At 72.6% G+C, this 24,107-nt stretch carries 28 protein-coding genes and 1 pseudogene; 13 read left to right on the forward strand and 16 right to left on the reverse strand.

All coding sequences use genetic code 11. From position 1 onward, the window contains the following. Positions 1 to 40 precede the first annotated feature (40 nt). Positions 41 to 544, forward strand: a complete 504-nt coding sequence (greA, locus tag N538_RS0122735; protein WP_028639197.1) for a transcription elongation factor GreA — start codon at positions 41 to 43, stop codon at positions 542 to 544. Between the two features lie 141 nt (positions 545 to 685). Here the strand turns inward: greA and ilvA are convergent, their stop codons facing one another. Genes ilvA through N538_RS0122755 form a run of 4 tightly spaced genes read right to left on the reverse strand, consistent with a single transcriptional unit; the run spans position 686 to position 5,709 of the window. Then, on the reverse strand, positions 686 to 1,900 hold the full coding sequence (ilvA, locus tag N538_RS0122740; protein WP_028639198.1) for a threonine ammonia-lyase: 1,215 nt from the start codon (positions 1,898 to 1,900) through the stop codon (positions 686 to 688). Beyond that, complete coding sequence (locus N538_RS0122745) at positions 1,893 to 3,218, reverse strand: AI-2E family transporter (protein WP_028639199.1); 1,326 nt, start codon at positions 3,216 to 3,218, stop codon at positions 1,893 to 1,895. The genes ilvA and N538_RS0122745 overlap by 8 nt, the downstream gene beginning before the upstream one ends. Positions 3,219 to 3,227: 9 nt before the next feature. Beyond that, a complete protein-coding gene (locus tag N538_RS0122750) occupies positions 3,228 to 4,553 on the reverse strand; it encodes a glutamate mutase L (RefSeq protein WP_028639200.1) in 1,326 nt (441 codons plus the stop codon). Beyond that, a complete protein-coding gene (locus tag N538_RS0122755) occupies positions 4,546 to 5,709 on the reverse strand; it encodes a cystathionine gamma-synthase (protein ID WP_028639201.1) in 1,164 nt (387 codons plus the stop codon). The genes N538_RS0122750 and N538_RS0122755 overlap by 8 nt, the downstream gene beginning before the upstream one ends. Before the next feature lie 421 nt (positions 5,710 to 6,130). Here N538_RS0122755 and msrA point away from each other — a divergent pair, with 421 nt between their 5' ends. After that, a complete protein-coding gene (gene msrA, locus N538_RS0122760) occupies positions 6,131 to 6,775 on the forward strand; it encodes a peptide-methionine (S)-S-oxide reductase MsrA (protein ID WP_028639202.1) in 645 nt (214 codons plus the stop codon). A 187-nt stretch (positions 6,776 to 6,962) separates the two neighbouring features. On the opposite strand, the gene N538_RS0122765 is transcribed toward msrA, so the two are convergent. Further along, positions 6,963 to 7,412: a hypothetical protein gene (locus N538_RS0122765; RefSeq protein WP_028639203.1), complete on the reverse strand. Its 450-nt coding sequence runs from the start codon at positions 7,410 to 7,412 to the stop codon at positions 6,963 to 6,965. Positions 7,413 to 7,533: 121 nt separating this feature from the next. Here N538_RS0122765 and N538_RS28780 point away from each other — a divergent pair, with 121 nt between their 5' ends. The 5 genes and pseudogenes from N538_RS28780 to N538_RS29750 all read left to right on the forward strand — a co-directional run. Beyond that, positions 7,534 to 7,683, forward strand: a complete 150-nt coding sequence (locus tag N538_RS28780) for a hypothetical protein (RefSeq protein ID WP_155992415.1) — start codon at positions 7,534 to 7,536, stop codon at positions 7,681 to 7,683. Between the two features lie 204 nt (positions 7,684 to 7,887). Beyond that, complete coding sequence (locus tag N538_RS0122775; RefSeq protein ID WP_028639204.1) at positions 7,888 to 8,640, forward strand: ZIP family metal transporter; 753 nt, start codon at positions 7,888 to 7,890, stop codon at positions 8,638 to 8,640. A 140-nt stretch (positions 8,641 to 8,780) separates the two neighbouring features. Continuing rightward, complete coding sequence (locus N538_RS29180) at positions 8,781 to 8,996, forward strand: MarR family winged helix-turn-helix transcriptional regulator (RefSeq protein WP_197025432.1); 216 nt, start codon at positions 8,781 to 8,783, stop codon at positions 8,994 to 8,996. A gap of 38 nt (positions 8,997 to 9,034) precedes the next feature. After that, positions 9,035 to 9,394, forward strand: coding sequence for a YciI family protein (locus tag N538_RS0122780; RefSeq protein ID WP_028639205.1), 360 nt, complete (start codon positions 9,035 to 9,037; stop codon positions 9,392 to 9,394). A 127-nt stretch (positions 9,395 to 9,521) separates the two neighbouring features. Next, positions 9,522 to 9,752, forward strand: a pseudogene (locus N538_RS29750) (STAS domain-containing protein); the annotation flags it as partial. A gap of 102 nt (positions 9,753 to 9,854) precedes the next feature. Here N538_RS29750 and N538_RS29415 read toward each other — a convergent pair. The 3 genes from N538_RS29415 to N538_RS0122795 all read right to left on the reverse strand — a co-directional run bounded on the left by N538_RS29415 (position 9,855) and on the right by N538_RS0122795 (position 13,281). Further along, positions 9,855 to 10,277, reverse strand: coding sequence for a hypothetical protein (locus tag N538_RS29415; protein ID WP_028639206.1), 423 nt, complete (start codon positions 10,275 to 10,277; stop codon positions 9,855 to 9,857). Positions 10,278 to 10,397: 120 nt separating this feature from the next. After that, a complete protein-coding gene (locus N538_RS0122790; RefSeq protein ID WP_028639207.1) occupies positions 10,398 to 12,236 on the reverse strand; it encodes a CheR family methyltransferase in 1,839 nt (612 codons plus the stop codon). Positions 12,237 to 12,249: 13 nt separating this feature from the next. Then, positions 12,250 to 13,281: a chemotaxis protein CheB gene (locus N538_RS0122795; protein ID WP_197025433.1), complete on the reverse strand. Its 1,032-nt coding sequence runs from the start codon at positions 13,279 to 13,281 to the stop codon at positions 12,250 to 12,252. A 111-nt stretch (positions 13,282 to 13,392) separates the two neighbouring features. Here N538_RS0122795 and N538_RS27755 point away from each other — a divergent pair, with 111 nt between their 5' ends. After that, positions 13,393 to 14,652, forward strand: a complete 1,260-nt coding sequence (locus N538_RS27755; RefSeq protein WP_197025434.1) for an ANTAR domain-containing protein — start codon at positions 13,393 to 13,395, stop codon at positions 14,650 to 14,652. 8 nt (positions 14,653 to 14,660) lie between these two features. On the opposite strand, the gene N538_RS26940 is transcribed toward N538_RS27755, so the two are convergent. Beyond that, on the reverse strand, positions 14,661 to 15,002 hold the full coding sequence (locus N538_RS26940) for a hypothetical protein (RefSeq protein WP_051549559.1): 342 nt from the start codon (positions 15,000 to 15,002) through the stop codon (positions 14,661 to 14,663). Between the two features lie 95 nt (positions 15,003 to 15,097). Here N538_RS26940 and N538_RS28790 point away from each other — a divergent pair, with 95 nt between their 5' ends. Further along, positions 15,098 to 16,465: an ABC1 kinase family protein gene (locus tag N538_RS28790; RefSeq protein WP_051549560.1), complete on the forward strand. Its 1,368-nt coding sequence runs from the start codon at positions 15,098 to 15,100 to the stop codon at positions 16,463 to 16,465. Here N538_RS28790 and N538_RS28795 read toward each other — a convergent pair. Further along, positions 16,428 to 17,582: an MFS transporter gene (locus tag N538_RS28795; protein ID WP_036571779.1), complete on the reverse strand. Its 1,155-nt coding sequence runs from the start codon at positions 17,580 to 17,582 to the stop codon at positions 16,428 to 16,430. The genes N538_RS28790 and N538_RS28795 overlap by 38 nt on opposite strands. A 53-nt stretch (positions 17,583 to 17,635) precedes the next feature. Between N538_RS28795 and N538_RS0122820 the strand changes: the two genes are divergently transcribed. Both N538_RS0122820 and N538_RS0122825 read left to right on the forward strand, forming a co-directional pair. Next, positions 17,636 to 18,463, forward strand: coding sequence for a winged helix-turn-helix transcriptional regulator (locus N538_RS0122820; protein ID WP_028639210.1), 828 nt, complete (start codon positions 17,636 to 17,638; stop codon positions 18,461 to 18,463). Between the two features lie 52 nt (positions 18,464 to 18,515). After that, complete coding sequence (locus N538_RS0122825) at positions 18,516 to 18,902, forward strand: VOC family protein (protein WP_028639211.1); 387 nt, start codon at positions 18,516 to 18,518, stop codon at positions 18,900 to 18,902. On the opposite strand, the gene N538_RS0122830 is transcribed toward N538_RS0122825, so the two are convergent. From N538_RS0122830 to N538_RS0122855, 6 genes are read right to left on the reverse strand one after another with little or no spacing between them, the layout of a single operon-like run. Next, positions 18,899 to 19,369, reverse strand: coding sequence for a GNAT family N-acetyltransferase (locus tag N538_RS0122830; RefSeq protein WP_231496307.1), 471 nt, complete (start codon positions 19,367 to 19,369; stop codon positions 18,899 to 18,901). The genes N538_RS0122825 and N538_RS0122830 overlap by 4 nt on opposite strands. 32 nt (positions 19,370 to 19,401) lie before the next feature. After that, a complete protein-coding gene (locus N538_RS0122835) occupies positions 19,402 to 19,914 on the reverse strand; it encodes a DinB family protein (RefSeq protein ID WP_028639213.1) in 513 nt (170 codons plus the stop codon). Continuing rightward, positions 19,911 to 20,648 (reverse strand): VOC family protein, encoded by a 738-nt coding sequence (locus tag N538_RS0122840; protein ID WP_028639214.1) that lies wholly within the window; start codon positions 20,646 to 20,648, stop codon positions 19,911 to 19,913. The genes N538_RS0122835 and N538_RS0122840 overlap by 4 nt, the downstream gene beginning before the upstream one ends. Continuing rightward, positions 20,645 to 20,959 carry a hypothetical protein gene (locus N538_RS0122845; RefSeq protein WP_028639215.1) on the reverse strand — a complete coding sequence of 105 codons (315 nt, stop codon included), beginning with the start codon at positions 20,957 to 20,959 and terminating at the stop codon, positions 20,645 to 20,647. Before N538_RS0122845 ends, N538_RS0122840 begins: the two co-directional genes overlap by 4 nt. Continuing rightward, a complete protein-coding gene (locus tag N538_RS0122850; RefSeq protein WP_197025435.1) occupies positions 20,956 to 21,588 on the reverse strand; it encodes a YigZ family protein in 633 nt (210 codons plus the stop codon). Before N538_RS0122850 ends, N538_RS0122845 begins: the two co-directional genes overlap by 4 nt. Then, complete coding sequence (locus tag N538_RS0122855) at positions 21,585 to 22,367, reverse strand: sulfite exporter TauE/SafE family protein (RefSeq protein WP_028639217.1); 783 nt, start codon at positions 22,365 to 22,367, stop codon at positions 21,585 to 21,587. Before N538_RS0122855 ends, N538_RS0122850 begins: the two co-directional genes overlap by 4 nt. A 162-nt stretch (positions 22,368 to 22,529) precedes the next feature. Here N538_RS0122855 and N538_RS0122860 point away from each other — a divergent pair, with 162 nt between their 5' ends. Continuing rightward, on the forward strand, positions 22,530 to 23,204 hold the full coding sequence (locus N538_RS0122860) for a hypothetical protein (protein ID WP_028639218.1): 675 nt from the start codon (positions 22,530 to 22,532) through the stop codon (positions 23,202 to 23,204). A gap of 20 nt (positions 23,205 to 23,224) precedes the next feature. Then, positions 23,225 to 24,100: an ABC transporter substrate-binding protein gene (locus tag N538_RS26950; RefSeq protein WP_231496308.1), complete on the forward strand. Its 876-nt coding sequence runs from the start codon at positions 23,225 to 23,227 to the stop codon at positions 24,098 to 24,100. Positions 24,101 to 24,107 lie beyond the last annotated feature (7 nt).

A 24,107-nucleotide genomic window follows, 5' to 3' on the forward strand; every position in this document is an offset into this window, starting at 1 on the left:
ACGGATCCGTCGTACCTCGAAGCAATGCAGGAGTAACCCCATGACGCAGTCGACCGAGCAGGGCACGATCTGGCTCACCCAGGAGGCCCACGACAAGCTGACGGCGGAGCTGGAGCACCTCAAGGGCCCCGCCCGCCAGGAGGTCATCGCCCGGATCAGCGCCGCTCGCGACGAGGGCGACCTCAAGGAGAACGGCGGCTACCACGCCGCCCGCGAGGAGCAGGGGAAGCTCGAGGGCCGGGTCCGCCAGCTCGAGGACATGCTGCGGCGCGCCGAGGTCGGCGAGACCCCGCCGGACGACGGCATCGTCGAGCCGGGCATGAAGGTCACCTACAAGTTCGTCGGCGACGCTGACGACGAGGCCGAGACCTTCCTGCTCGGTGCCCGGGAGATCGAGCCCGAGGGCCTCACCGTGTACTCCCCCGAGTCGCCGCTGGGCGCGGCCATCAACGGCCGCAGCAAGGGCGACACCGTGAGCTACCTGGCGCCGAACGGCAAGGAGCTCAAGGTCGTCATCCTCGACGCGGTGCCGTACACCGGCTGACCCACCGCCGAGTCGGCGCAGTCTCAGCCGACCCACCGCCGAGTCGGCGCAGTCTCAGCTGACCCACCGCCGAGTCGGCGCAGTCTCAGCCGACCCACCGCCGAGTCGGCGCAGTCTCAGCTGAGACTGCGCCGACTCGCGCTACTCGTAGACCCGGTAGCCGCGCTCGCGGAGCCGGGCCAGCAGCTGCTGGGTGTGCGGCTCGCCGCGGGTCTCCAGCTGGAGCTGCACCTCCACCTCGTGGAGGTGCAGTGACGGGGAGATCCGCTCGTGGACGACCTCGAGCACGTTGGCGCCGACGGCCGAGATGTCGCCGAGCAGCTGCGCGAGGCCGCCGGGCAGGTCGGGGATGCAGACGCGGAGGTTCAGGTAGCGACCGGCCGCGGCCATGCCGTGGGTGATCACCTTGCCGAGCAGCAGCGGGTCGATGTTGCCGCCCGAGAGCACCGCGACGGCCGGCGTCTCGAACGCGTCGGGGCGCTCGAGGATCGCGGCCACGGCTGCGGCTCCGGCCGGCTCGACCAGCATCTTCGCTCGCTCGAGCACGGCGAGGACGGCCCGCGAGAGCGACTCCTCCGAGACCGTGACGACCTCGTCGACGTGGTCGCGGACCGCCGCGAACGTGATCTGGCCCGGCAGCCCGACCGCGATCCCGTCGGCCATCGTGCTCATCGACGCCAGGGGCACCGGGCAGCCCGCCGCCAGGGACGCGGGGTACGCCGCCGCCTCGGCCGCCTGCACGCCGACGACCCGGATGTCCGGGCGCAGCGCCTTGACCGCGATCGCGATGCCGCCGAGCAGCCCGCCGCCGCCGAGCGACACGAGCACCGTCCGGACGTCGGGGGCCTGCTCGAGGATCTCCAGCCCGCAGGTGCCCTGGCCGGCCACGATGTCGACGTGGTCGAAGGGGTGGATCAGCACCGCGCCGGTGCGCTCGGCGAACGCCTTCGCCTCCACCATCGCGTCCTCCAGGTAGCGGCCGTGGAACGACACCTCGGCGCCGTACCCGCGGGTGGCCTTCTCCTTCGGGATCGGAGCGCCCTCGGGCATGAAGATGGTGGCGCGGATGCCGAGCATCTGGGCGGCCAGCGCGACCCCCTGCGCGTGGTTGCCCGCGGACGCCGCGACGACCCCGTGCGCGCGCTCCTCCGGTGAGAGCCGGGAGATCCGCACGTAGGCGCCGCGCGCCTTGAACGAGCCGGTGCGCTGGAGGTTCTCGCACTTGAGCTGCACCGGCCCGCCGGCTAGCTGGGAGAGCCAGCGCGACTCCTCCATCGGTGTCTCGATCGCCACCCCCCGGAGCAGCTCGCGGGCGGCCTCGATCTCGGCCAGCCCGACGGTCTCCACGTCAGTCATCGTCACCCTCCTCGGGAGCCTCGACGGTCGCACCGGTCTCGACGTAGTCCTCCTCCAGCTCCTCGACAGGATCGTCCCCCGGCTCGGTGTTCGCCGCCAGGTGCTGCACGACAGCGTTCAGCGCCGCGGCCAGGGGCACGGCGACCAGTGCGCCCGCGATGCCGGCCACGATCACGCCGCAGCCGATCGCCACGATCACGCCGAGCGGGTGCAGCGAGACCCAGCGGCCCATGAGGAAGGGCTGGAGCACGTGCGCCTCGAGCTGCTGGACGCCGATCACCACGGCGAGCATCAGCAGCGCGGTGAACGGCCCCTGCGCGACCAGGGCGACCAGGACCGCGATGGTGCCGGCGACGGTGGCACCGACCAGCGGCACGAACGCGCCGAGGAACACCAGCACGCCGATCGCCAGGACGAACGGCACGCCGAGGATCGCCGCGCCGATCATGATCCCGATCGCGTCGACGGCGGCCACGATGACCGTGGCTCGCACGAACTGGGTCAGCGAGATCCAGGCCACCCGGCCCGAGCTGTCGACGTGCGGACGAGCCGCGCGGGGGGCGATGCGGACCGCCCAGGCCCAGATCCGCTCGCCGTCGGCGAGGAAGAAGTACGTCGAGAACAGCACGATGAAGAGGCCGGCGAAGACGTGGCCGACCGCGGTGCCGACCTCGGTGACGTTCCCGAGGTCGACGTGCGTGCCGGCGTTCTTGAGGGCGTCCTGGGCGCGCTGGATGTAGTCGTTGATCTGCGAGTCGCTCGCGTGCAGCGGACCGGTCTTGAGCCAGTTCTTGATCTCCTCGAGGCCCGCCGACGCCTGGTCGGCGAGGTCCTGCGCCCCGGTCGCGACCTGCTGGCCGGCGAAGGTCAGCAGCGCCGCGACGAACGCGAGGCCGAGGATGACCACCAGCAGCGCGGCCACCCCGCGGGGCAGGCCGACGCGATGCAGGCCGTCGACGACGGGGACCGCCAGCGCCGAGATGAGCAGGGCGACCGCGACCGGGATCGCCACCACCGCGAAGAACGCGACCAGCCAGAGGATGACGTACGCCGCGGCCGCGATGACCAGGAACCGCCACGCCCACGAGGCGGCGAGGTCGATGCCCCACGGCACCTGCGCCCGCTCCGAGCGGGCGACCACGATCGGGACCGGCGCCGGCATGCGCTCGTCGCGCCGGGTCGCCCACTGGTGCGCCAGCCGCGCGGCGATGCCCTCGCTGGACTCGTCCGAGGCGGGTCGCGGCCGCAGATGGATGATCGGGAGCCGACGCCTGGTCTCGGGGGTGCCCTCGGAGGGGTCGTCAGCGCCGTTGCTCACCGCGACAGGCTATCCGGCGTCCGGCCGGATGAGCGTCATGGCCAGCCGGTACGCCGCATCGGGGTGGGCGTCCGCGAGCAGTCCGACGGCGGCCAGCACGTACGCGGTGTCGACGACGACGCGCGGCGACCGGGGCAGCTGCCAGCCGCCGCCGACCTCGCCGGTGCTGCCGGCCAGCACCCGGTCGGCGACACCCGGCCGGCCGTTGCGCAGGACGCCGCCGGAGCCGACCAGCAGGTCGACCTCGCGGAGATCCTTGCCGGTGCGCTCGACGACCCGGCCGTCGGGTCCGACCACGACCTTCGCGCGGCCGGCGTGGCGGCGCAGCGCGGTGCCGACCGCGGCCCGGGCGATCGCCTCGTCGGCGTCCCGCTCGTCGTCGGTGTCCGGCAGGAAGCCGGGGTCGTCGTGCCGGCGGGCGGCGGCCTCCGCGAGCTCGGGCAGGTCGGCGACGGTCGTGACCGCGGACCAGCGCATCCCGAGGTCACCCTCCACCGTGCGGGTCACCCGGGTGGTCGCGACCACCTCGCGGCCCACCGAGTCAGGGTCGACGTCGACCACCGAGTGCACGTCGGTGGTCGCGCCACCGACGTCGACGACCACCACGTCGCCGGCGCCGCGGGCGAGCAGCTCGACACCGGTGAGGACGACGTCCGGGGTGGCGCCGCGGACCATGGCGGTGAAGTCGGCTCGCGTGCTGAGGTGCTTGCCGCCGATGACGTGCGCCAGGAACATCTCGCGGATCGCGGCCCGGGCCGACTCGGGTGCGAGCACGCCGATGCGCGGCACGACGTTGTCGGCCAGCACGTGCGGGTTGCCGGCCAGGATCGCCGCGACGTCCTCCTGCGCCGCCACGTTGCCGGCGACGACGACCGGTCCGTGCCAGGTCGTCGCGAGCTCGCGGGCGGCCGCGAGGAGCACCTCGCTGTTGCCGCCGTCGGTGCCGCCGGTCAGCAGCACGACGTCGGGGTCGCCGAGGTCGCTCAGGCCCCCGCCGGCCATCGCGACGACGCTGACGACCTTGCCGCCGCTGGACAGCGCGACCCGGCGGCCGGCCTCGGCGGTCACGAGCTCCTCGTTGCCGACGACCGCGATCCGGAGCCCGCCGCCGGCGCTGGAGCAGGCCAGCACCTCGGCGGTCGCGGCGCGCGGATCCTGCTCGGTGAGCACGGCCAGGCAGGCGTCGTACCCGTCGAGCACGTCGCCGGCCGCTCCCGGTGTGGGGAGCGTGGTCGGGTGGTCGGCCTGCGCCGTGATGCGGCCCCGGTCGAGGTCGACGAGCACCGCCTTCGTGAACGTCGACCCGAAGTCGACGCAGACCGCGACGTCAGTCAAGCGCGCGCTCGAGGTCGGCGATCAGGTCCTCCGCACTCTCGATGCCGACGCTGAGGCGGACCAGGTCGCCAGGCACCTCGAGGTCGGTGCCGGCGACGCTGGCGTGGGTCATCCGGCCGGGGTGCTCGATCAGCGACTCCACGCCGCCGAGCGACTCGCCGAGCGTGAAGACCTCGGTGCGCTCGCACACCTGGAGGGCGTGCTGCTCACCGTCGGTGACGCGGAAGGACACCATCCCGCCGTACCGCTTCATCTGGCGCTGGGCGACCTCGTGGCCGGGGTGCGTCTCGAGGCCGGGGTAGATCACGTCGCCGACCTTGGGGTGGGCGGTGAGGAAGTCCACGACCTTCTCGGCGTTGTCGCAGTGCCGGTCCATCCGCACGGCCAGGGTCCTCAGGCCGCGCAGGGTCAGCCAGGAGTCGAACGGGCCGGCCACCGCGCCCATCGCGTTCTGGTGGAAGGCGACCTTCTCGGCGAGCCCGAGGTCCTTGACGACCAGCGCGCCGCCGACGACGTCGGAGTGGCCGCCGCAGTACTTCGTGGTCGAGTGCACCACCACGTCCGCGCCGAGGGTCAGCGGCTGCTGGAGGTACGGCGAGGCGAAGGTGTTGTCGACGACCAGCAGGGCGCCCGCCGCGTGGGCGAGGTCCGCGAGCGCGGCGATGTCGCCGATGTTGAGCAGCGGGTTGGTCGGGGTCTCGACCCAGACCAGCTTCGTCCGGCCCGGCTGGATCGCGGCGGCGACCTTCTCGACGTCGGAGACGGGCGCCGGGCTGTGCTCGAGGCCCCAGACCTGCTCGACCTTGTCGAAGAGCCGGAACGTGCCGCCGTACGCGTCGTCCGGGATCACCACGTGGTCGCCCGGCTTGCAGAGGCTGCGGACCAGGGTGTCCTCCGCGGCGAGGCCGGACGCGAACGCGAAGCCCCGCTCGCCCTCCTCCAGCGCCGCGATGTTGCCCTCGAGCGCGGTGCGGGTGGGGTTCGCCGAGCGGCTGTACTCGTAGCCGCCGCGCAGCCCGCCCACCCCGTCCTGCTTGTAGGTGCTGGTCGCGTAGATCGGCGGGATGACCGCCCCCGTCGCCGCGTCCGGCTCGTACCCCGCGTGGATCGCACGGGTCTCGAAGCCTGACTTGTTCCGGTGCTGCTGCTCGCTCATGCGGTCGAGGCTAGCGGGGGCGGGTTTCTCCGGCTGACCGGGGAAACCCGCGCGACACGCCGGGCCACAACGGCGTGTCGGTCGGGTTTCGCACGACAACCCCGGGGAAATCGACCGAGGTGAGTGACCGCGCCTGCACCGCCTGCCGCTCCGTCGCGCTCGAGGCAGGGCTCCTCGAGGACATGGGCGAGAGCTCCCAGGGCTACTCGCGCTGGATCGCGGGTCCTCTGGAGCGGGGGCTGTTCGGCGGCGCCAAGCGGATGGGCAGGAAGAGGTACCCGGTCGAGGCGCTGCGGTGCACGGTCTGCGGGCACCTCGAGCTGTACGTCGGCAAGCCCGACCGGGAGGCCTGTGCCGGGAACGCCACGGGCTCGGCCGGTGTTACAGACTGTGCAACATCACTCCGAGAGAAGGAGACCCCGTGTTCCTCACCCGCAAGGCCCAGATGGTCGCCCCGGAGCAGACGCTCCCGGGCCGCGACGAGCGCCGCTTCGCGCTCACCGACAAGCACCTCGTGCTCGGCACGCCGCTCGTCACCGACGAGGTGCCCGAGGGCTACGAGGTCGCGCTGTTCGGCCTGGGCTGCTTCTGGGGTGCCGAGGAGATCTACTGGCAGGTCCCCGGCGTCTGGTCGACCTCCGTCGGGTACGCCGGCGGCACGACCCCGCACCCGACGTACGAGGAGGTCTGCAGTGGCGCCACGAACCACACAGAGGCGGTGCGGATCGTGTTCGACCCCCAGCAGGTCACCTACGCCGACCTCGTCAAGACGTTCTTCGAGGTCCACGACCCGACCCAGGGCTACCGCCAGGGCAACGACGTCGGCACCCAGTACCGCTCCGCGATCTACTACACGACGCCCGAGCAGGAGCAGGTCGCCCGCGAGCTGACCAAGGTCTACGGCGACGAGCTCACGCGCCGGCGCCTCGGTGACATCACCACCGAGATCCGGCCGGCCGCCGACACGCCGTACTTCTACGCGGAGGACCACCACCAGCAGTACCTGGCGAAGAACCCGTTCGGGTACCGCTGCCACGCCAACACCGGCGTGAAGTTCCCCGCCTGACCCCGACGCCTGACCTCGAGGACGGGCCCCGTGTCGAACGACGCGGGGCCCGTCGTCGTCTCCTACCCGCCTGTCGGTTCGCGCCTGGAACTTCGAACGCCCGGACAGCGGCGATGTCCCGGCGGGTTGTGCTCGGAGGAATGGTCCATGGCCGCGCAGCGGTCGCCCTCGCGGTCGCTGCCGCGACTCAGGAAGAAGGCAAGGCGTCGGCGAGGGCCGGCCTGGTCCAGCTCCCGTTCACGAGGCGAAGAATGACCCAGGGCTGGAGCAGGACGACCGCCGCCAAACCCGCCACGCAAGCGCCGAGCCCCAGCTGGTGGAGGGCCGTGAGGCCGTTCGCGTTCGTCACCTCCTGGATGCCGATGCTGGTCGTGAAGAACCCGAGCATCAGCGTGCCCAATGCTCCCGCGGCGAGCCGGGCGCCCCGGCGCGACGTCAACTTCGCCGTCACGCCTAGCGGCACCGCCGTGATCGAGAAGATGAGCATGATCCCGAGAGTGGCCTCGACACTGAACGCCGGGACCTGCTCGGTGGCCAGAGCCACTCCCCGCATCAGCAACCGGGCCATGCCGCCGTCGAGAACGCCGGCGACGACCGCCACAACAAGACCGAGACCGATCCGCATGGCCACGGTCATTGGCACCTCCCTGGAGTCGAGTCACCACCCCAGAAATCGTCCCACCGGTCGCCCACGTGCGGGAATAGCACCCTCGGGCTGGGTTGCCGACCGCCCCGCCAGGTGCCGCGAACACCCAGCCGTGCCGGGCACCGATGCGTCCGACCGTCGGCAGATCGCTCCTCGCCCCGGTGCCGTCCGCGGGTTCCACGTGGGGAGCTACCAGCAGTACCTCGCGAACCCGTTCGTGTACCGCTGCCACGCCAACACCGGCGTGAAGTTCCCCGCCTGACCTCAACGCCTGACTTCAACGACGGGCCCCGTGTCGAACGACGCGGGGCCCGTTGCGTCGGTGCGAGTACGGCGAGGCCGACCGTCGAGGCGGCGTGCGCCTGGTCGAGCTTCGGCGACCTCCACCACCTGTCGCTGCGCATATATGCTCATGCGCAAACACGTTGGGACGGGCTGGCAGCCCCGGAGCGGAAGGAGCGGGCCCGTGCCGATCTGGCTCCAGGCCGGCCTGTGGGGGTTGCTGGCGGGAGGCGCGCTGGTCGTGGGCGCACTGGTCGCCTGGTTCGTCCGCGTGCCGCGCCCGGTCGTGGCGTCGGTGATGTCCTTCGGCGCGGGCGTGCTCATCTCGGCGCTGGCCTTCGACCTCGTGGCGGAGGCCGAGTCGACCGGCGGGCTGACGGCCACCCTGATCGGCTTCCTCGGGGGCGCCTTGGTGTACGTCGTCGCCAACGTCGCGCTCGCCCGGCACGGCGCGCAGCACCGGAAGCGCTCGGAGGACCAGCAGCCCTCCGAGAGCGAGCAGGCAGGGAGCGGGACCGCGATCGCGATCGGCGCGCTGCTGGACGGAGTCCCGGAGTCCATCGTGCTGGGACTCACGCTCCTCACCGGTCAGGGCATCGGGATCCCGGTCCTGGCGGCGGTCTTCATCTCCAACCTCCCCGAGGGCCTCTCCAGTGCCGCGGGCATGAAGCGGGCCGACCGACGACCGCTCTACGTCTTCGGCGTGTGGGGCGGGATCGCCGTCCTGAGCGGCGCCGCCGGCGCGCTCGGGGTCCTGCTGCTGGCCGGTGCGTCACCGGCGCTGGTGGCCGTGATCACCGCCGTCGCCGCCGGGGCGATCCTCGCGATGGTCGCGGACACGATGATCCCCGAGGCGTTCGAGCAGACGCACCTCTACGCGGGGCTGGTGGCGACCGTCGGGTTCGCGCTGTCCTTCACCCTGGAGCACCTGGGCTGAGGGGCCGCCGCCCGGCCACGCCCGCCGGAGCACGTGGCGTCCAGGCCTCGACCAGGACGGAGGAATCTCACCGTGGCCGACTCCCAGGAGCTGGCAGACGCGTTCGTCACCGCGAGTCGCGCGCGCTGATCAGCGTCGCCGTGCGCCCGATCCTCGACGCTCCCGTCGATGTCACCGTCGCCCAACGCCGCGTGCTCGTCCTCCTCGCCGCGCGCGGCGACCTCACCGTCGGAGACATCGCCGAGGGTCTCGGGGTCAACCCCTCCAACGCCACCCGGTACTGCGACAGCCTGCAGCCGCGAAGTCCTCGGCCCGACGCTGTCGTACCGGGCGCCCCCCGTTCGTGGATAGGTTGAAGCGGGCGCCAGGTCCGCGGCCGAGACGAGGAGCAGACATGACGGAGTACCTCATCTACTTCAACCAGCAGTGGGTCGGCGACCACACCGAGGAGTGGTTCCGGGAGCGGGGTCCGCTCTCCCGGGCGGTGGTCGACGAGATCGAGGCCGCGGGCCAGCTCGTGTACGCCGGCGGGCTCGAAGAGGAGCTCGACGTGGCCTTCAGCGCCGACGCCACCAGCGGGACGCTGATCCTGACCGACGGGCCGTTCGTCGAGACCAAGGAGTTCCTCGGTGGCCTGACCATCGTGGACGTGCCGGACCTGGAGACCGCCCGGACGTGGGCCGGCAAGATCGCCGAGGGGTGCGGCTGGCCCCAGGAGGTCCGCCCGTTCAAGCCGTTCTCCCGCCGGGCCTGAGTGGTCGTCGGGGCACGACTTTCACCCGTTCGGGCGCATCGGCCGACGATGCGACGGGGGTAGCCTCGAAGACAGGTGCCGCCACTGAGACCAGGTGTATGCGCACCGTTCTCGGAAGCGACCTGTCATGGGAGCAACCTTCAGGGCGACGTACGTCGACCGAACGGCGTTCTTCAGCGTCCAGGGTGAGCTGGATCTCGCGGTCCGCGAGCAGCTGCGGTGGTGGCTGACCGATCTGACGGACATCGGCCTGGACGCGCTCCTCGTCGACGTCTCCGGCGTCACCTTCGTGGACTGCTCGTGCCTGCGGACCCTCGACGAGGCTCGGCGTCGACTGGAGCGCGGGCACGCACGGCTCGAGATCGTGGCGTCGTCCTACAGCTTCGGACTGGTGAGCGGCCTGGCGGGCTACGGATGGCCGGCGCCTCCCGTTCCCGCTCGGTCCGCCGCGTCCCCGCCGTCACACCGGGCGGTGCAGGATCGCCAGGATCACGTCGAAGGCGTCCGCCGCACTGATCGCGTCGACGTCGAGCGGGTAGCCGGCCGCGGCGGTCTCGACGGCGAGGCCGCGCACGGCGTCGCCCACTGACAGGCCGTGGTCGTCGACGAGCATCACGAACAGGTCCGTGATCGGTACCGGCCCGAGACAGGGAACCTCATCCTCCACGTCGACCTCCTGGGCCGCGGGCAGCGGGGGGAGCGCGGGCGGGGCGCCGAGGTCCGACAGTGGCGGCCGACGACCTCGGGCAACCCGCCGCGAGGCCTGCGACCTGGCGCGCGCAGCCCGGCTCCAGGCCCGCAGGGTGGTTGCGTGCTGGCGGAGCGACTCGCTCCTGAGCGCGATCTGTCCGCCGGTGCCGCTCGGGATGTCGATGGATGTCATTGGCGTGCCTCGCTGGGAGTTGGCTGACTGCCCGACCTCCTGGCGGTACCCAGGTGGCGACGGGCCATGAGCGCGACGACCGGTCCGGTGACCGGTCCGGTGACTGGTGCGGTGACTGGTCTAGTCGACCGCATCCATGACGTCCATCGCCAGCATCGCCGCCGGCGCCAGCTGCCCGTGGTCGCGGATGCGCGTGAGCGTCACCTGGACCTGCAGGGATCGGCCCCGCCGGTTGACGGCGTCGAGCACGAGCTGTGCGGGTTCGGTCTCCTCGTCGTTCAGCTGGACCCGGATCGGCTGTCGCAGCTGCTCCACCGGTAGCCCGATGTCGAGGTTCATCAGGTGCGCGCCCACGGCCTCGTCGCTCCGGACCCCCCACAGGTCCTCCGCCCGGGTGTTCCATGCCAGGACCTGCATGTCACTGTCCACGACGGCGACCCCGGAGTTCATGCTGCCGAGCACGGCCCTCATGAACCGGTTCAGGCGCTCCACCTCGTCCTGGCCGTCGCGCAGCGCGTCGTTGGTGAACTGCAGCTCGTCGTTCATCGACTGGAGCTCCTCGTTCATGGTCTCGAGCTCCTCGTTGGTGCTCTGGAGCTCCTCGTTCGTGGTCTCCAGCTCCTCGACCGTGCTCTGCAGCTCCTCGTTGGTCGTCTCGAGCTCCTCGTTGGTGCTCTGCAGCTCCTCGTAGGCGACCTCCAGCTGCCGGTTCGCGTAGGTGAGCTCCTGCTGCAGCTTGCGGTACTGGGTGACGTCGTTGAAGATCACCGTCAGCCCGAGGTCGTTGCCCGCGTCGTCGGCCAGCGGGACGAACTGGATGTCCAGGGAGCTCGTCTCCCCCGGACCGCGCACCTGGTCGACGTCGCGGACCCAGACCGCTCGGCGCTCCTGCTGCGCCTGCTCCAGGTGCGCACGGAGCTCGACCGGACGGTAGGACACCTCCAGGTCCTGGATCGGCCGTCCCACGTCCCGGGCAGTCAGGCCGAACAGGTGCATCGCCCGGTTGTTGCTCAAAACCAGCCGACCCTCGGTGTCGAGGACGATCTGCGCGGCGGCCGACGACATCAGGGCGGCGTGCGCGAGCCCGACCTCCGCCCGCTCCTCGACCGCCGGGCCGGCGGCACCGGGCGTGGACAGCGAGCGGCGGTCACGCGGCTCGACCGGGATCTTCTTGAAGAAGCGGCGCTTCAGCTCGATCGGACGGAAGTACGCCGCGTGGGTCAGCAGCATCTCCGCCTTGCCGAGGAACAGCACCCCGTCGGGGCGGAGCGCGAAGTGCATCCGGTTCAGGACCTGCGCCTGGGTCTCGGCGTTGAAGTACATCAGGGTGTTGCGGCAGGTCAGCACGTCGACGTGCGAGATCGGAGCATCCTGGACCAGATCGTTGCGGCCGAAGATGACCGACCTCCGGAGCTCCTTGCGGAACGCGAAGAGGTCGCCGGCGGGCTCGAAGTACTTCTCCCGGTGCCCCGCGGGCAGCGCCTCCAGCTCGCGCGCGGGGTACATCGCCTGGCGCGCCTGGGCGAGCGCCTCCTCGTCCACGTCGGTCGCGTAGATCTTGACCCGCTCGCGGAACTCCTCGATGCCTAGGAGCTCGGCGAGGACCATGGCGAGGGTGTACGCCTCCTGGCCGGACGCACAGCCCGCGCTCCACGCGCGGATCGGCTGGTTCTCGCGGCGGTGCAGCAGCGCCGGCAGCAGGTCGTCCTGGAGGTGGCGCCACGAGTCGGGGTCCCGGTAGAAGGCGGTGACGTTGATGAGGATCGTGTTGAACAGCTGGGTGAACTCGTCGGGGTGGAGGATCAGGTGGTCGAGGTACTCGTCGTACCCGGACAGTCCGACCGCCTCCATCCGCCGCTGGATCCGCCGAGCGAGGCTCGCCCGCTTGTAGCCCGTGAAGTCGAATCCGCGCTGCTCCTTGATGTGGCGGAGCAACGCCTCGAAGCCGGCATCGGTCATCCTCGGCCTCCCTTCACGCCTCGCGCTCCTCCTCGATCGCCCGACCGACGTCGGCGATCAGCTGACGCACCAGCTCGGCCGCACGCCGTGCGTCGTCGGCGCTCTCCGCGAAGCGCGCCGCGGTGCGGACCCGGCTGTCCCTCCGGGCCCGCTCGGCGAGGTCGGTGTTCAGCACGGCCTTCTCCTCCAGGCTGCGCAGCGCCATCCACAGCGCGCTCTCCATGGCCACGGTCTGCCGCGCCGCCAGGCTCTCGGGCGACCAGGCGTGGCCGACCCGGCACCGGTACCGGTGCAGCACCCCCTCGCTGATCTCGAAGAGCGCACCCGCGCAGTCGGGACACCCGAACCCGGACGGAGTGCCCGGCCGCTCGGCGTCGTGCAGCGCATCGGGATCCAGCTCCGCCATCTCGACCTCCATCTCCAGCGCGACCAGCACGCCCTCGCCCGCCGGCTCCGCCGGCAGCTCCTCGCACCAACGCACCAGCAGCCCCGCCATCGCAGCGACCGGCGACCGGACCGCGTCCGGCACCGCCCTCGCGGCGGATCGCGGCATGCTGTCGTAGAGGGCCTCGTCGAAGTCCTGGACCACGACCCGGCCGCCCCGCGACGCCACCGCCAAGGCTCCCGCGGCGCCGTCGTCGAGCGCCCCGGACAGGACGACGCCCACGACCCGGGGGCCGGCTGCGCGGGCAGCCGAGCGGAAGAGGACGTCGATCGCGGGGCGGTGTCCGCTCTCCGTGGGGCCACGCGTGAGTGCGACGGTCCCGTCGATCACCACGACATGGTGGTCCGGAGGGGCGACCAGCACCTCCCCTGCCCGGACCCGATCGCCGTCGGATGCCTGACGGACCCGGAGGGGGGCGACGCGCCGCAGGATCGACGGGAGCGCGCTCGCGGCGTCCGGCGGCATGTGCAGGACGATCAGGACGCAGGCAGGGAGGTCCGACGGAAGGGTGGCGACCAGGTCACGCAGCGCCTCCACGCCTCCCGCCGAGGCACCCACGACGACGAGTGCGGGCGGGGAGGGCATCCCGGGCGTCGTCATGGGAACACTCTCGCGTACCGCCTCGCGCCTGTCACCGACGTGCGCGACAATGGACCGGTACCCGGGGTGAAGCAGACGCCCCTCACGGGTGCTCGAGCTGGAATGTCCGAGATGGAATCACTCTCCTCATCATCGCCCGACGAGCTGGCCTACCTGCGCGGGCTCGGGGACCAGCTGCGCCAGCTGGAGTCGCGGCTGGACCGCGCCCGCTCGTCCTCCGATCCGGAGCTCGTCGCCGACCTGGAGACCGCCTACGAGGAGCTCCGGGTCGCCGACGAGGAGGTGCGTACCCAGCAGGAGACGATCGCCCGCCTGGTGCGGTCGACCCAGGACCTCCGGCTGCGGCAGGAGCAGGCGCTGGCCACGCTGCCGGTGCCCATCCTGGTCACCGACATGCACGGCGTCATCCGGTCGGCCAGCGCCGCGGCCGCCCAGCTCGCCGGCGCGCCGTTGGCGCGACTGCTCGGCAAGCCGGTGTTCGCCCTCATCGCCCTGGACGACCGGCCGGCCCTGCGTCGGCTGGTCTCGGATCTCGGGCGAGGTGGCGCACCGATCCGGTACGCCGCCACCCTCGTGCCGCGCACGGGCGAGCCGGTCGGCGTCGAGCTGATCGCCTCTGCCCAGGTGCCGGGCGCGGGCACGGAGGAGATCAGCTGGCTGCTCCTGCAGCCGGGCCCGCGGTCGGACCGGCTCGACGGGTCGTTGACCGGGGCGCTGACCGAGCTGGCCCTGCTGCCCTGGCGGGGCGGGGACCGCGCCCGCGTGCTGTCCGCCGCGGCGGACATCTGCGCCCGGCTCACCGCGGCCGAGGTCACGATCGCGCTCGGCCCACCGGCCGAGCCCGCTGCCGTCGCGTCCGCGTCGGCGGTCGCCCAGGAGTGCGACGGCGTCCAGGTGGCCGCCGGCACAGGTCCTGCCGTCACCGCCCACGAGGAGCGGGCAACGGTGACCAGCCCGTCGGTCGGCGACGACGACCGGTGGCCGGCACTCCATGGTCTGTGGCCGAGCTCCGCGCCGGCGGCCACGGTGACGTCGATCGAGACGGGTGGGAAGGTGCTCGGGACGCTCGCGGCCTACGGGCACCCGGAGCCCGGCGTCCCGGTGGAGATGCTCGAGGTGCTTGCCGTCGCCCTCGGGGGCGTGCTGCACGAGGTGGAGCTGGTCGAGGAAGTGGAACGACTGGAGCTCGACATGCAGCAGGCGTTGAGCTCGCGCGCGGTGATCGACCAGGCGAAGGGCGTGCTGATGGCCGCCCGCGGCATGGACGCCGACCAGGCGTGGGCGCACCTGGTCGCGATCAGCAGCTCGGAGCAGCGCAAGGTCCGGGACGTGGCCCGGGACATCGTCGCCCGAGTCACCGGCACGTCGTGACCGCCGGGTCAGGCCTCATCGGCCTCGGCGGCGGACAGGTTGCGGACCGCGGCCTCGTCGTGCTCGACCGCCTTGGCCCGGTGGAGCTCCGCCGAGGACGCGTCGCCGAGGTCGTCGGCGCGGGTCGCGGCCCGGCGGTGGAGGAGGGCGGCCTGCCGATGAGCTGCGGCCGCACCTCTGTGCGCGTACGCGGCGCGCGCCCTGGCGTCCCTGGCGGCCCCCCGCGCGTGCTCCAGGCCGGCGCCGGTGGCGGGGCTGCCGGCCCGCAGCTCGGTGAGCCGCTGGTGGAGCGCAGCGAGTCGTGGCGAGACCGGGTCGTCCCATCGGTCCTGGGAACCTGCGCTGCCCATGGGACAGTCCTACACCCGGCCCGGCAGCAGGGCGGCGCCCGGCCGGTCGCCGGGCCCGACCACGGTCTCCTGGGTCGAGCCGTCACAATGGCTTCGTGACCGAGGAGCCCCGGAAGGCCCCACCCAGCACCGCCCTGCCCCGCAAGGCGGCAGCACGGACGGCGAAGCTGGCCGCGCTGCCACTGGGATACGCCGGGCGCAGCGCCCTCGGGCTCGGCAAGCGGATCGGCGGCAAGCCCGCCGAGGCGGTGCTCTCGGAGATCCAGCAGCGCACCGCCGAGCAGCTGTTCCGCACGCTCGGGGAACTCAAGGGCGGGGCGATGAAGTTCGGCCAGATGCTGTCCGTGCTGGAGGCGGCGTTCCCGGAGGAGCTGGCCGGGCCGTACCGCGATCAGCTCACCCGGCTCCAGGACGCCGCTCCCCCGATGCCGACCCAGACCGTGCGCGAGATCCTCGAGCACGACCTCGGGCCGGACTGGAAGGAACGGCTGGTCTGGCTCGACGGCGGTCCCACCGCGGCCGCGTCGATCGGCCAGGTGCACCAGGGGCACTGGGCGGACGGCCGCGAGGTCGCGGTCAAGGTGCAGTACCCCGGCGCCGGCGAGGCGCTGATGTCGGACCTGCGCCAGCTCTCGCGGCTGGCGCGCACCGCGGCCCCGCTGGTGCCGGGCGTCGACCTGAAGCCGCTGGTCGCCGAGCTCCAGGCACGGGCGGCCGACGAGCTGGACTACCACCTCGAGGCGGAGGCGCAGCACACCTTCGCCGAGGCGTTCCGCGACGACCCGGACATCGTCGTGCCCGACGTGGTCGAGGTCGGCGACACCGTGCTGGTCACCGAGTGGCTCGAGAGCCCCGCGTCGATGGCGAGCGTCATCGCCGACGGCACCCACGAGGAGCGCAACCACTACGGCGAGCTGTTCGTGCGGTTCCTGTTCTCCGGCCCGGCCCGCACCGGGATGCTGCACGCCGACCCGCACCCCGGCAACTACCGGATCCTGCCCACCCCCGACGGCGCGCCCGGTCGCCTCGGCGTCCTCGACTTCGGGGCGGTCGCCCGCCTGCCGGAGCGCGGCCTGCCCGAGGCGATGGGCCGGCTGCTGCGCATCGCCGCGGACGAGGACGAGGCCGAGCTGGTCGAGGGGCTGCGCCGCGAGGGGTTCATCAAGGACCGGATCACGGTCGACCCCGCCCAGGTCCTCGACTACCTCGCGCCGTTCGTCGAGCCGACCAAGGTCGAGCGGTTCCGGTTCAGCCGGGCCTGGATGCGCACGCAGTTCGCGCGCGTCAACGACCCGCGCAGCCCGGCGTACACGGTCGGCATGAAGCTGAACCTGCCGCCGTCGTACCTGCTCATCCACCGGACCTGGCTCGCCGGCGTCGGGGTGCTGTGCCAGCTCGAGTGCGAGGCGCCGTTCCGGCAGATCCTCACGGAGTCGCTACCGGGCTTCGCCGAGCGGAGCTGAGCACGAGGCCGGCAGCGACGACGCAGAGCACGCCGCACAACGGCCACAGCGCTGCCGGGGCGACCGCGTAGACGATGCCGCCGACCGGCCCCGCGAGCAGCGAGCCGCTCGTGGACGCGCCCGTGTAGAGGCCCTGGTACTGCCCGACCAGGTGGTCCGGGGCCGCGTCCAGCACGTGCGCGGTCGCGGTGGTCTTGTAGAGGATCTCGCCCGCCGTCAGCACCACCATCGCGAGACCCGCGCTCAGCACGGAGACCGGCAGCCCGAACATCGCCGTGCCGACTCCGACCAGGGCGTAGCCCGCCGCGATGATCGGGTACGACGACCGCCGCCGGAGCGCGAGGGCGACCGGCACCTCCAGCACCAGGATCAGCCCGGACCCGAGCGCGATGAGGGTCGTGTAGAGCACGACCGGCTGGCCCTCGTCGCGCAGGTGCACCGGCAGCGTCGTGTACAGCTGCCGGTAGACCAGGTCGACGAGCACGACCCCGGTGAGGAGGGTCATCAGCGCGCGGTCGCCGCGCAGCGCCCCCCACAGCCCGGAGGGGCCGTCCACCGCACCGGCCGGCTCGTCGCGAGGCAGCACCGTGCGGACCGCGAGCGCGACCAGCACCGTCAGCGCGCCGTCGAGGACGAACAGCGCCGGCCAGCTGTGCGCCACCACCAGCGCGCCGAGCGGCGGGCCGATGACGAAGCCGGCGTTCGACGCCGCCCTCCCGATCGCCACGGAGGTACGCCGGTCGCCGCGCGGAACCGCCAGGGCCACGAGTGCCCCCGTCGAGACGCCGGCCGTCGCGGACAGGTAGGAGAAGGCCGGCAGCCCGAGGACCAGTGCCCAGACGGGCAGCCACGGCACGGACACCACGCCCAGCCCGGCGACGGTCGAGGCCACGAGCAGCACCCGCCGGTGGCCGTGCCGGTCACCCCAGCGGCCACCGGTGAAGTTGCCGAGCAATAGCCCGACCCCCGACGCGCCGGCGACCAGGCCCGCCCCGGCGACCGGCAGCTCGCGGGGGCCGGTGAGGTACAGCGTCAGGAACAGCATCAGGAACGCGCTCATCGAGCTCACGAACCGGCCCGCCGCCAGCGCCCACACCACCCGGGGCACGTTCCGCACGTCCGCCTCCTCACCGGTCAGTTTCTTTTCGAAACGCACTCTAGGATGTCGGCATGGCCGTGCGCATCCCGGACGACGACTGCGGGGTCGCGCACGCGCTCGGCGTCCTGGGTGACGCGTGGTCGGTGCTCGTGCTCCGCGACGTCGCCCGTGGCCGCGGCCGCTTCGAGCGGCTGCTCGCCGAGAGCGGCATCTCCCGCAAGGTCCTGGCGCAGCGGCTGGCGTCGCTCGTCGCGGCCGAGGTGCTGGCGAAGGAGCGCTACCAGGAGCGACCGGACCGGTTCGAGTACCGCCTCACCGAGCGCGGCCGCGCCCTCCTCCCCGTGCTCGCCGCACTCCAGGAGTGGGGCGACACCTGGGTCCTCGGCGACGGCACGACGACCGCGACAGCAGGCACCGACGGGGCCGAGGCGCACCGGGTGGCGGCGCTCACCGGCACCCGGGTCCCGCCGCTGCGGACCGACCCGGTGACGGCGGCGGCGTACACGGTCGTCTACTGCTACCCCGGCACCGCACTGCCGGCCATCGACGCCGTACCGGGTGGGCCGGGCTGCTCGCTGGAGCAGTGCACCTACCGCGACCGGCTCGACGAGTTCGCAGGCCTGGGCGCCGCGGTCGTCGGCGTCAGCACCCAACGCCCCGAGGAGCAGGCGGCCTTCGCGTCGGCGAACGGCATCCTCTTCCCGTTGCTCTCCGACGCCGAGCTGGAGCTCGCGACCGCCCTGCGGCTGCCGACGTTCCGACACTCGGGCGCCACCCGGCTCAAGCGGCTGACGCTGGTCGTGGACGCCGACCGGGTCGTGCGCGGGACGCTGTTCCCGATCCGCGACGTCACCGGCAGCGTCGAGGACGCGCTCGCCCTGGTGCGGTCGATGGGGTGACCGGCCCGTTGGTGCCATTGCCGACACGGCACGGCGGGCGCACGCTGGGGAGATGGCACTGACCGAGAGCGCCGTTGCGGTGATGCTCCCCACCCGGGACGCCGCGCGAGCACAGGAGTTCTACGAAGGCCGTCTCGGGCTCGCCTTCGACGGGACGAACGAAGCGAGCGGCGAGACGATGTTCGGTCTCGCCGGGGACAACAAGCTGGTGCTGCGGCTGCTGCCGGACGCCCAGCCCTCACCCAACACCGCGATGAGCTTCGAGGTGCACGACATCGCCGCGGAGATCGCCGCCCTGAAGTCGAAGGGCGTCGCGTTCGAGGACTACGACCAGCCCGGGTTCACGACCGTCGACCACGTCTTCGACGACGGCGGCATCAAGGCGGCGTGGTTCCTCGACCCCGACGGGAACGTCCTCTGCCTGCACCAGCCGGGCTAGAGGCGCAGGAACATCACGTGCAGGCCGACCCGGCCGTGCGCGCGGGAGTCGAACGCCTCGGGCACGGTGCCGACGACCTCGAAGCCCAGTGACTGCCACAGGCGTACGGCGGCGGTGTTGGTCTCCACCACGGCGTTGAACTGGATCGCGTGGAAGCCGGCCTCGCGGTGCCACTCCACGACGTACTCCCCCAGGGCGCGGCCGACGCCGCGGCCGCGGGCCAGCGGCGCGACCATGAACGAGCCGGTGCCGACATGACTGCCCCGGCCGGGCCGGTTCGGCCCCATCGTCGCGCTGCCGAGGACCGTCCCGGACTCCTCGAGGACCACGGTCTGCCCGGGTGGGCGCATGGTCCAGAGCTCGCGCGCCTGCCCGGACGTCAGGTCGAGCGGGTAGGCGTAGGACTCGCCGGCCTGCACCGTCTCGTCGAAGAACTCCCAGACCTGCGGCCAGTCGGCCTCGGTCATCGGCCGGATCGTCCCTGGGGCCATGCGCCGGGTCACTCGCCGGTCGTGCCGTCCACGGACTCGCGGATCAGGTCCGCGTGCCCGTTGTGGCGGGCGTACTCCTCGATCAGGTGCAGCAGGATCCAGCGCAGGCTGAACGGCTCGCCCGTACGCCGGGACGGCTTCGCGGACGGGTCGTCGAGCCCGGCGGCGGCCACGACCGCGTCGGAGTCGGCGACCATCGCGTCGTACAGCGCCCAGAGCTGCTCGGGAGTGTCGTCCTTCGCGCTGTGCCAGTCCCAGTCGTGGTCGGCGTCCCAGTCGACCGACGCCCAGGGCTCGCTCATCGGCTCGCCGAGGAACACCTCGCGCAACCAGCTGTTCTCGACCAGCGCCAGGTGCTTCACCATCCCGCCGAGCGTCATCCCCGAGGGCGGCAGCGCGGTGCCGAGCTGGCCTGCGTCGAGCCCGCCGGCCTTCTGGCGCAGCGTCTCGCGGTGGTAGTCGAGGTACGCCAGCAGCAGCGTCCGCTCGTCGCCCCGCGTCGGCGGGTCGACCCTGGTCATCGAGGCTTCCTCTCGGTGATGCAGTACGTCGTCCCGACCGGGTCGGTCAGCACCGTCCACTCGCCGTTCGCCGGCCCGACGGTCGCGCCGAGCGCGGCGTGCCGGTCGGTCTCGGCGGCGCGGTCGGTGCAGCTCAGGTCGAGGTGCGCACGCACCTCGGGCTCCTCGTCGTCGAGCAGCTGGACCAGCCACCGCAGCGGCTGCTCGTCCGGCGGGAGCAGTCGCGCGAACTCCCGGGAGACGTCGGGGTTCCAGTCCCAGCCGGTGAGCGCCTGCCAGAAGGCCACCTCCGCGTCGTACGCCGAGGGCGGTACGTCGAGGCAGACCTGGTCCACCTGCGACCGGCTGCCGTCCGGCCAGGTCGCCGCCGGTGGCCGCCGCGACGCCTGCGCGCGGACGAAGCAGAAGACGAAGCCGCCGGGCGAGCGGAGCACGACGTACCCGAGCTCGTGCCGCACCAGCACGTGCGCGCCGAGCTCGATGGCGGCCTCGGCGGCGACGGTCGGATTCTCGACGTGGAGGTCGAGGTGGACCCGCCCGGGCCCGCCGCCGAGCGCCTGGACGCGCAGGTAGTCGTCACCCTCGGGCGGGACCAGCGTGGCGAACTCGCCGTCGACCCCGCGGCGGGGCGACAGCGCGTAGCCGGTGACGCCCTGCCAGAACGCCACCCCGCGGTCGAAGCCGCCGGGCGGGAGGTCGAGGAAGGCACTGACCCAGAACGGCGAGGTGCTCATGCGACCGGCCTGTGCAGGACGGCGCCGGTCGGGGTGACCCGGACGTCCTCGCCCTCGGCCGTCGCGGTCCCGTCGACGAGCAGCGTCATGGCGTCGCCGTGCTCCGGCGGGAACAGCAGCGTGACGGTGGGGTTGAGCCCGACGTTCGCGACCGAGCCGCGGCCGGGCGCGGGGACCAGCACGGTGCCGTCGTCGGGCACCGCGCGCACCGAGACCGCCTTGACCGTGCCGTCCCGCGAGGTCAGCAGGTAGCCGCGGCCGAACTCCGCGAGCCGTTGCTCGAGGTCGGCGACCTCCACGGGGATGCTCATGGGTCGAGGCTATCGACCCAGCGCTCGCCCGCCACCCGCGTCTCCGCGGCGCCGGACGTCAGCTCGGCGACGACCGCCGCGAGCCGCTCCTCCTGGCCGGGCGGTACGCCGAGGCGCAGCGTGACGCGTGCGCCGTACGCGCTGTCGAGGACCGCGATCCCGCGCGAGCGCAGCTCGCTCTCGACCCGGCCGGCGTCGGCGTGGCCGAGGTCGAGCAGGTGCTCGCGCACCAGCGAGCGGCGCAGGGTGCCCGCGGGCACGAGGGCCGCGCGGACCGCGTCGCCGTACGCCCGGACGAGCCCACCCGCGCCGAGGAGGGTGCCCCCGAACCAGCGGGTGACGACCGCGACCACGTCGCTGAGCTGCTGGCCCCGGAGCACCTCGAGCATCGGGGCCCCGGCCGTCCCGGCCGGCTCGCCGTCGTCGGAGGATCGCTCGAGGTCGCGGCCGGGACCCAGGACGAACGCGGAGCAGTGGTGGCGGGCGTCCCAGTGCTCGCGGCGCAGCCGTTCGACGACCGCGCGGGCGGCGGGCTCGTCGCCGACCCGCTCGAGCGTGCAGAGGAACCGCGAGCGCTTGACCTCGATCTCGGCCTCCGCGGACCGCGCGATCGTCAGGTAGCTGCTCACGACCACAGCCCGAGGACCTCCCCGCCGATCCGCACGATGAACGCGGAGACGACGACGATGAAGAAGATCCGGACGAACCTGGTGCCGCGGTTGACGGCGGTCCGGGCGCCGACGTACCCGCCGAGGACGTTGCATGCGCCCATCACCACCGCGACGTGCCAGACGACCGCTCCTTGCGGCGCGAAGACGAGGATCGCGGCGAGGTTGGTGGCCCAGTTCGCCAGCCTGGCCTTGGCCGAGGCCTCGAGGAAGCTGTAGCCCATCAGGCCGACCAGCGTGAAGACGAAGAAGCTGCCGGTGCCGGGGCCGAGCGCACCGTCGTAGAAGCCGATCGCGAGGCCGGTCGCCATCGCCGCGAGCAGGTGCCGGTGGCCCTGGAACCGCAGCGCGGTCAGCTCGCCGAGCTGCGGCTTGAGCAGGACGTAGGCGCCGACGACGACCAGCGCGACCAGCACGATCGGCTCGAACGCGTCCCGCGGGATCCGGCTGGCCACCGCGGCGCCGCAGGCGGAGCCGATGAACGCCAGCGCCATCAGGGGCAGGAACGTCCTCGGGTCCGGCCTGATCCGGCGGTAGTACGTCGAGGCGCTGACGGTCGTGCCGCAGATCGAGGAGACCTTGTTGGTGGCGAGGATCTGCACCGGTGCGGCGGTGGGCATCCCCAGCAGCAGCGCCGGCAGCTGGATCAGCCCACCGCCACCGACGACGGCGTCGACGAAGCCCGCCGCGAGCGCTGCGAGTCCGAGCAGGGCCAGCACGGTCGCGGTGGGGTCGTCCATCCGCCCTCTGCTTTCGGTGGTCGGGGCTTTCGGTGGTCGGGTCGCGAGTCGGCGCCGCAGGCGCTGGCGAGCGTATCGAGACTCCAAGTCGGCTCCCAGCGGACCCCAAGTGCCCCGCGGCACGGTGCTCCCACCAACCTCCCGAACGGAAGAGAGAACACCATGCACCGCCGCTGGCTGACCCGGACGCTGATCGCGCTCGCCGTCCCCGCCCTGATCGTCCCCGCCGCCTCGACCGCCACCGCGGCCGCGTCGTACCCGGACGTCCCGACCATCGACGCCGTCGCGAAGATCTACCCGCACCTCGACGGTGGCTCCGCGAGCGAGAGCACCAGCAAGGTCTACGGACCGGGCAAGAAGTGCAAGCCGGGCAAGGCCATCAACCACGCCGGTGCGCGCTCCGCGTCGTACTCCCCCGACTACACCTCCGGGGACCCGGACGTGTACGTCATCGACGGCGAGCACCCGATGTTGTCGGTCACCGCGATGCGGTTCCCGACCACCAAGGCAGCGATCGCGTACCTGCACGGCTACAGCAAGACCGCCAAGGACTGCCCCTCCGGCGGTGGCGGCGGTGGCAACGGCGGCGGCAGCGGCGGCGTGACCTGCAAGACGTCGATGAAGAAGATCAAGTTCAGCCTCGGCGACGAGCGGTGGGGCTACCAGTACCGGTCGACCTGCAAGAACGGCGACCAGACCACCTCGTCGGTGTTCAACATGCTGTTCGCCCGCAAGGGCAAGTTCATCGTCTACGCGACCGCGATGTCGATGGACTCCTCGGCCCCGTCGATCCCGAAGTCGATCGACCTCACCGGCCTGGCCCTGAAGAGCGTCTGACCCCTCCCTAGGGTGGAGGGGTGCGGATCGTCTCCCTGCTCCCCTCCACCACGGAGATCCTGTTCGCCATCGGCGCCGGTGACGACGTCGTCGGCGTGACGTTCGAGTGCGACTTCCCCGCCGAGGCCCTGACCCGGCGGATCGTGTCGACCTCGGCGATGCCGCACGGACTGACCCCCGCCGAGATCGACGCGTACGTCGTGGGTGCGATGTCCCGGGGCGAGGACCTCTACCACCTCGCCGCCGACGCGCTCGTCGAGCTGGACGCCGACCTGGTGGTCACCGAGGACCTCTGCGCGGTCTGCGCGGTCGACGTCTCCGTCGTCGACGACGCCCTGTCCTACCTGGGCTGCCGGGCCGAGGTGCTGACCATCGACCCGCACACGATGGACGAGGTGTTCGCCTCGATCCTCGTGCTCGGCCGGGCGACCGGCCACCTGGCGTCGGCCGAGGCCCTGGCGTCGGCGCTGCGCGCCCGGCTCGAGGCCGTCCGGGCCCGGGTGGCCGGCCGGCCGCGGCCGAGGGTGATGCTGCTCGAGTGGACGGACCCGCCGTACGCCCCCGGCCACTGGGTGCCCGAGATGATCGAGGCCGCCGGCGGCGAGTGCCTGCTCGGCAAGCCCGGCGCGAAGTCCGAGCGGGTGCCGTGGGAGTCGGTCCACGAGGCCGCACCCGACGTCGTCGTCGTGGCACCCTGCGGCTACGACCTCGCCGGCGCGCGCTGCTCGCGTCCGAGCTGGTCGCCTCCGGCGTGCTGCCGCGCGGCGTACCCGTGCACGCCGTCGACGCCAACGCAGCCTGGGCCCGGCCCGGCACCCGCCTGGTCGACGGGGTCGAGGAGCTGGCGGCGCTTCTGCACCCGCGGTGACCGCTTCACTGTCGGTGGCCGCCGGTAGACACGGG

This window comes from Nocardioides sp. URHA0032 (assembly GCF_000620645.1).
In the GTDB taxonomy this organism is placed as follows: domain Bacteria; phylum Actinomycetota; class Actinomycetes; order Propionibacteriales; family Nocardioidaceae; genus Nocardioides.

Excerpts from the sequence above, each read along its gene's own strand:
- N538_RS0122830 (WP_231496307.1), bottom strand. The coding sequence starts at position 19,369 with ATGACCGAGGCCGACTGGCCGCAGGTCTGGGAGTTCTTCGACGAGACG.
- greA (WP_028639197.1), top strand. The coding sequence starts at position 41 with ATGACGCAGTCGACCGAGCAGGGCACGATCTGGCTCACCCAGGAGGCC.
- N538_RS0122780 (WP_028639205.1), top strand. The coding sequence starts at position 9,035 with ATGACGGAGTACCTCATCTACTTCAACCAGCAGTGGGTCGGCGACCAC.
- N538_RS26940 (WP_051549559.1), bottom strand. The coding sequence starts at position 15,002 with ATGGGCAGCGCAGGTTCCCAGGACCGATGGGACGACCCGGTCTCGCCA.
- N538_RS0122860 (WP_028639218.1), top strand. The coding sequence starts at position 22,530 with ATGCACCGCCGCTGGCTGACCCGGACGCTGATCGCGCTCGCCGTCCCC.
- N538_RS29415 (WP_028639206.1), bottom strand. The coding sequence starts at position 10,277 with ATGACATCCATCGACATCCCGAGCGGCACCGGCGGACAGATCGCGCTC.
- N538_RS0122835 (WP_028639213.1), bottom strand. The coding sequence starts at position 19,914 with ATGACCAGGGTCGACCCGCCGACGCGGGGCGACGAGCGGACGCTGCTG.
- N538_RS0122790 (WP_028639207.1), bottom strand. The coding sequence starts at position 12,236 with ATGACCGATGCCGGCTTCGAGGCGTTGCTCCGCCACATCAAGGAGCAG.
- N538_RS0122840 (WP_028639214.1), bottom strand. The coding sequence starts at position 20,648 with ATGAGCACCTCGCCGTTCTGGGTCAGTGCCTTCCTCGACCTCCCGCCC.
- N538_RS0122755 (WP_028639201.1), bottom strand. The coding sequence starts at position 5,709 with ATGAGCGAGCAGCAGCACCGGAACAAGTCAGGCTTCGAGACCCGTGCG.
- N538_RS0122765 (WP_028639203.1), bottom strand. The coding sequence starts at position 7,412 with ATGACCGTGGCCATGCGGATCGGTCTCGGTCTTGTTGTGGCGGTCGTC.
- N538_RS0122855 (WP_028639217.1), bottom strand. The coding sequence starts at position 22,367 with ATGGACGACCCCACCGCGACCGTGCTGGCCCTGCTCGGACTCGCAGCG.
- N538_RS0122825 (WP_028639211.1), top strand. The coding sequence starts at position 18,516 with ATGGCACTGACCGAGAGCGCCGTTGCGGTGATGCTCCCCACCCGGGAC.
- N538_RS0122845 (WP_028639215.1), bottom strand. The coding sequence starts at position 20,959 with ATGAGCATCCCCGTGGAGGTCGCCGACCTCGAGCAACGGCTCGCGGAG.
- N538_RS27755 (WP_197025434.1), top strand. The coding sequence starts at position 13,393 with ATGGAATCACTCTCCTCATCATCGCCCGACGAGCTGGCCTACCTGCGC.
- N538_RS0122820 (WP_028639210.1), top strand. The coding sequence starts at position 17,636 with ATGGCCGTGCGCATCCCGGACGACGACTGCGGGGTCGCGCACGCGCTC.
- N538_RS0122795 (WP_197025433.1), bottom strand. The coding sequence starts at position 13,281 with ATGACGACGCCCGGGATGCCCTCCCCGCCCGCACTCGTCGTCGTGGGT.
- ilvA (WP_028639198.1), bottom strand. The coding sequence starts at position 1,900 with ATGACTGACGTGGAGACCGTCGGGCTGGCCGAGATCGAGGCCGCCCGC.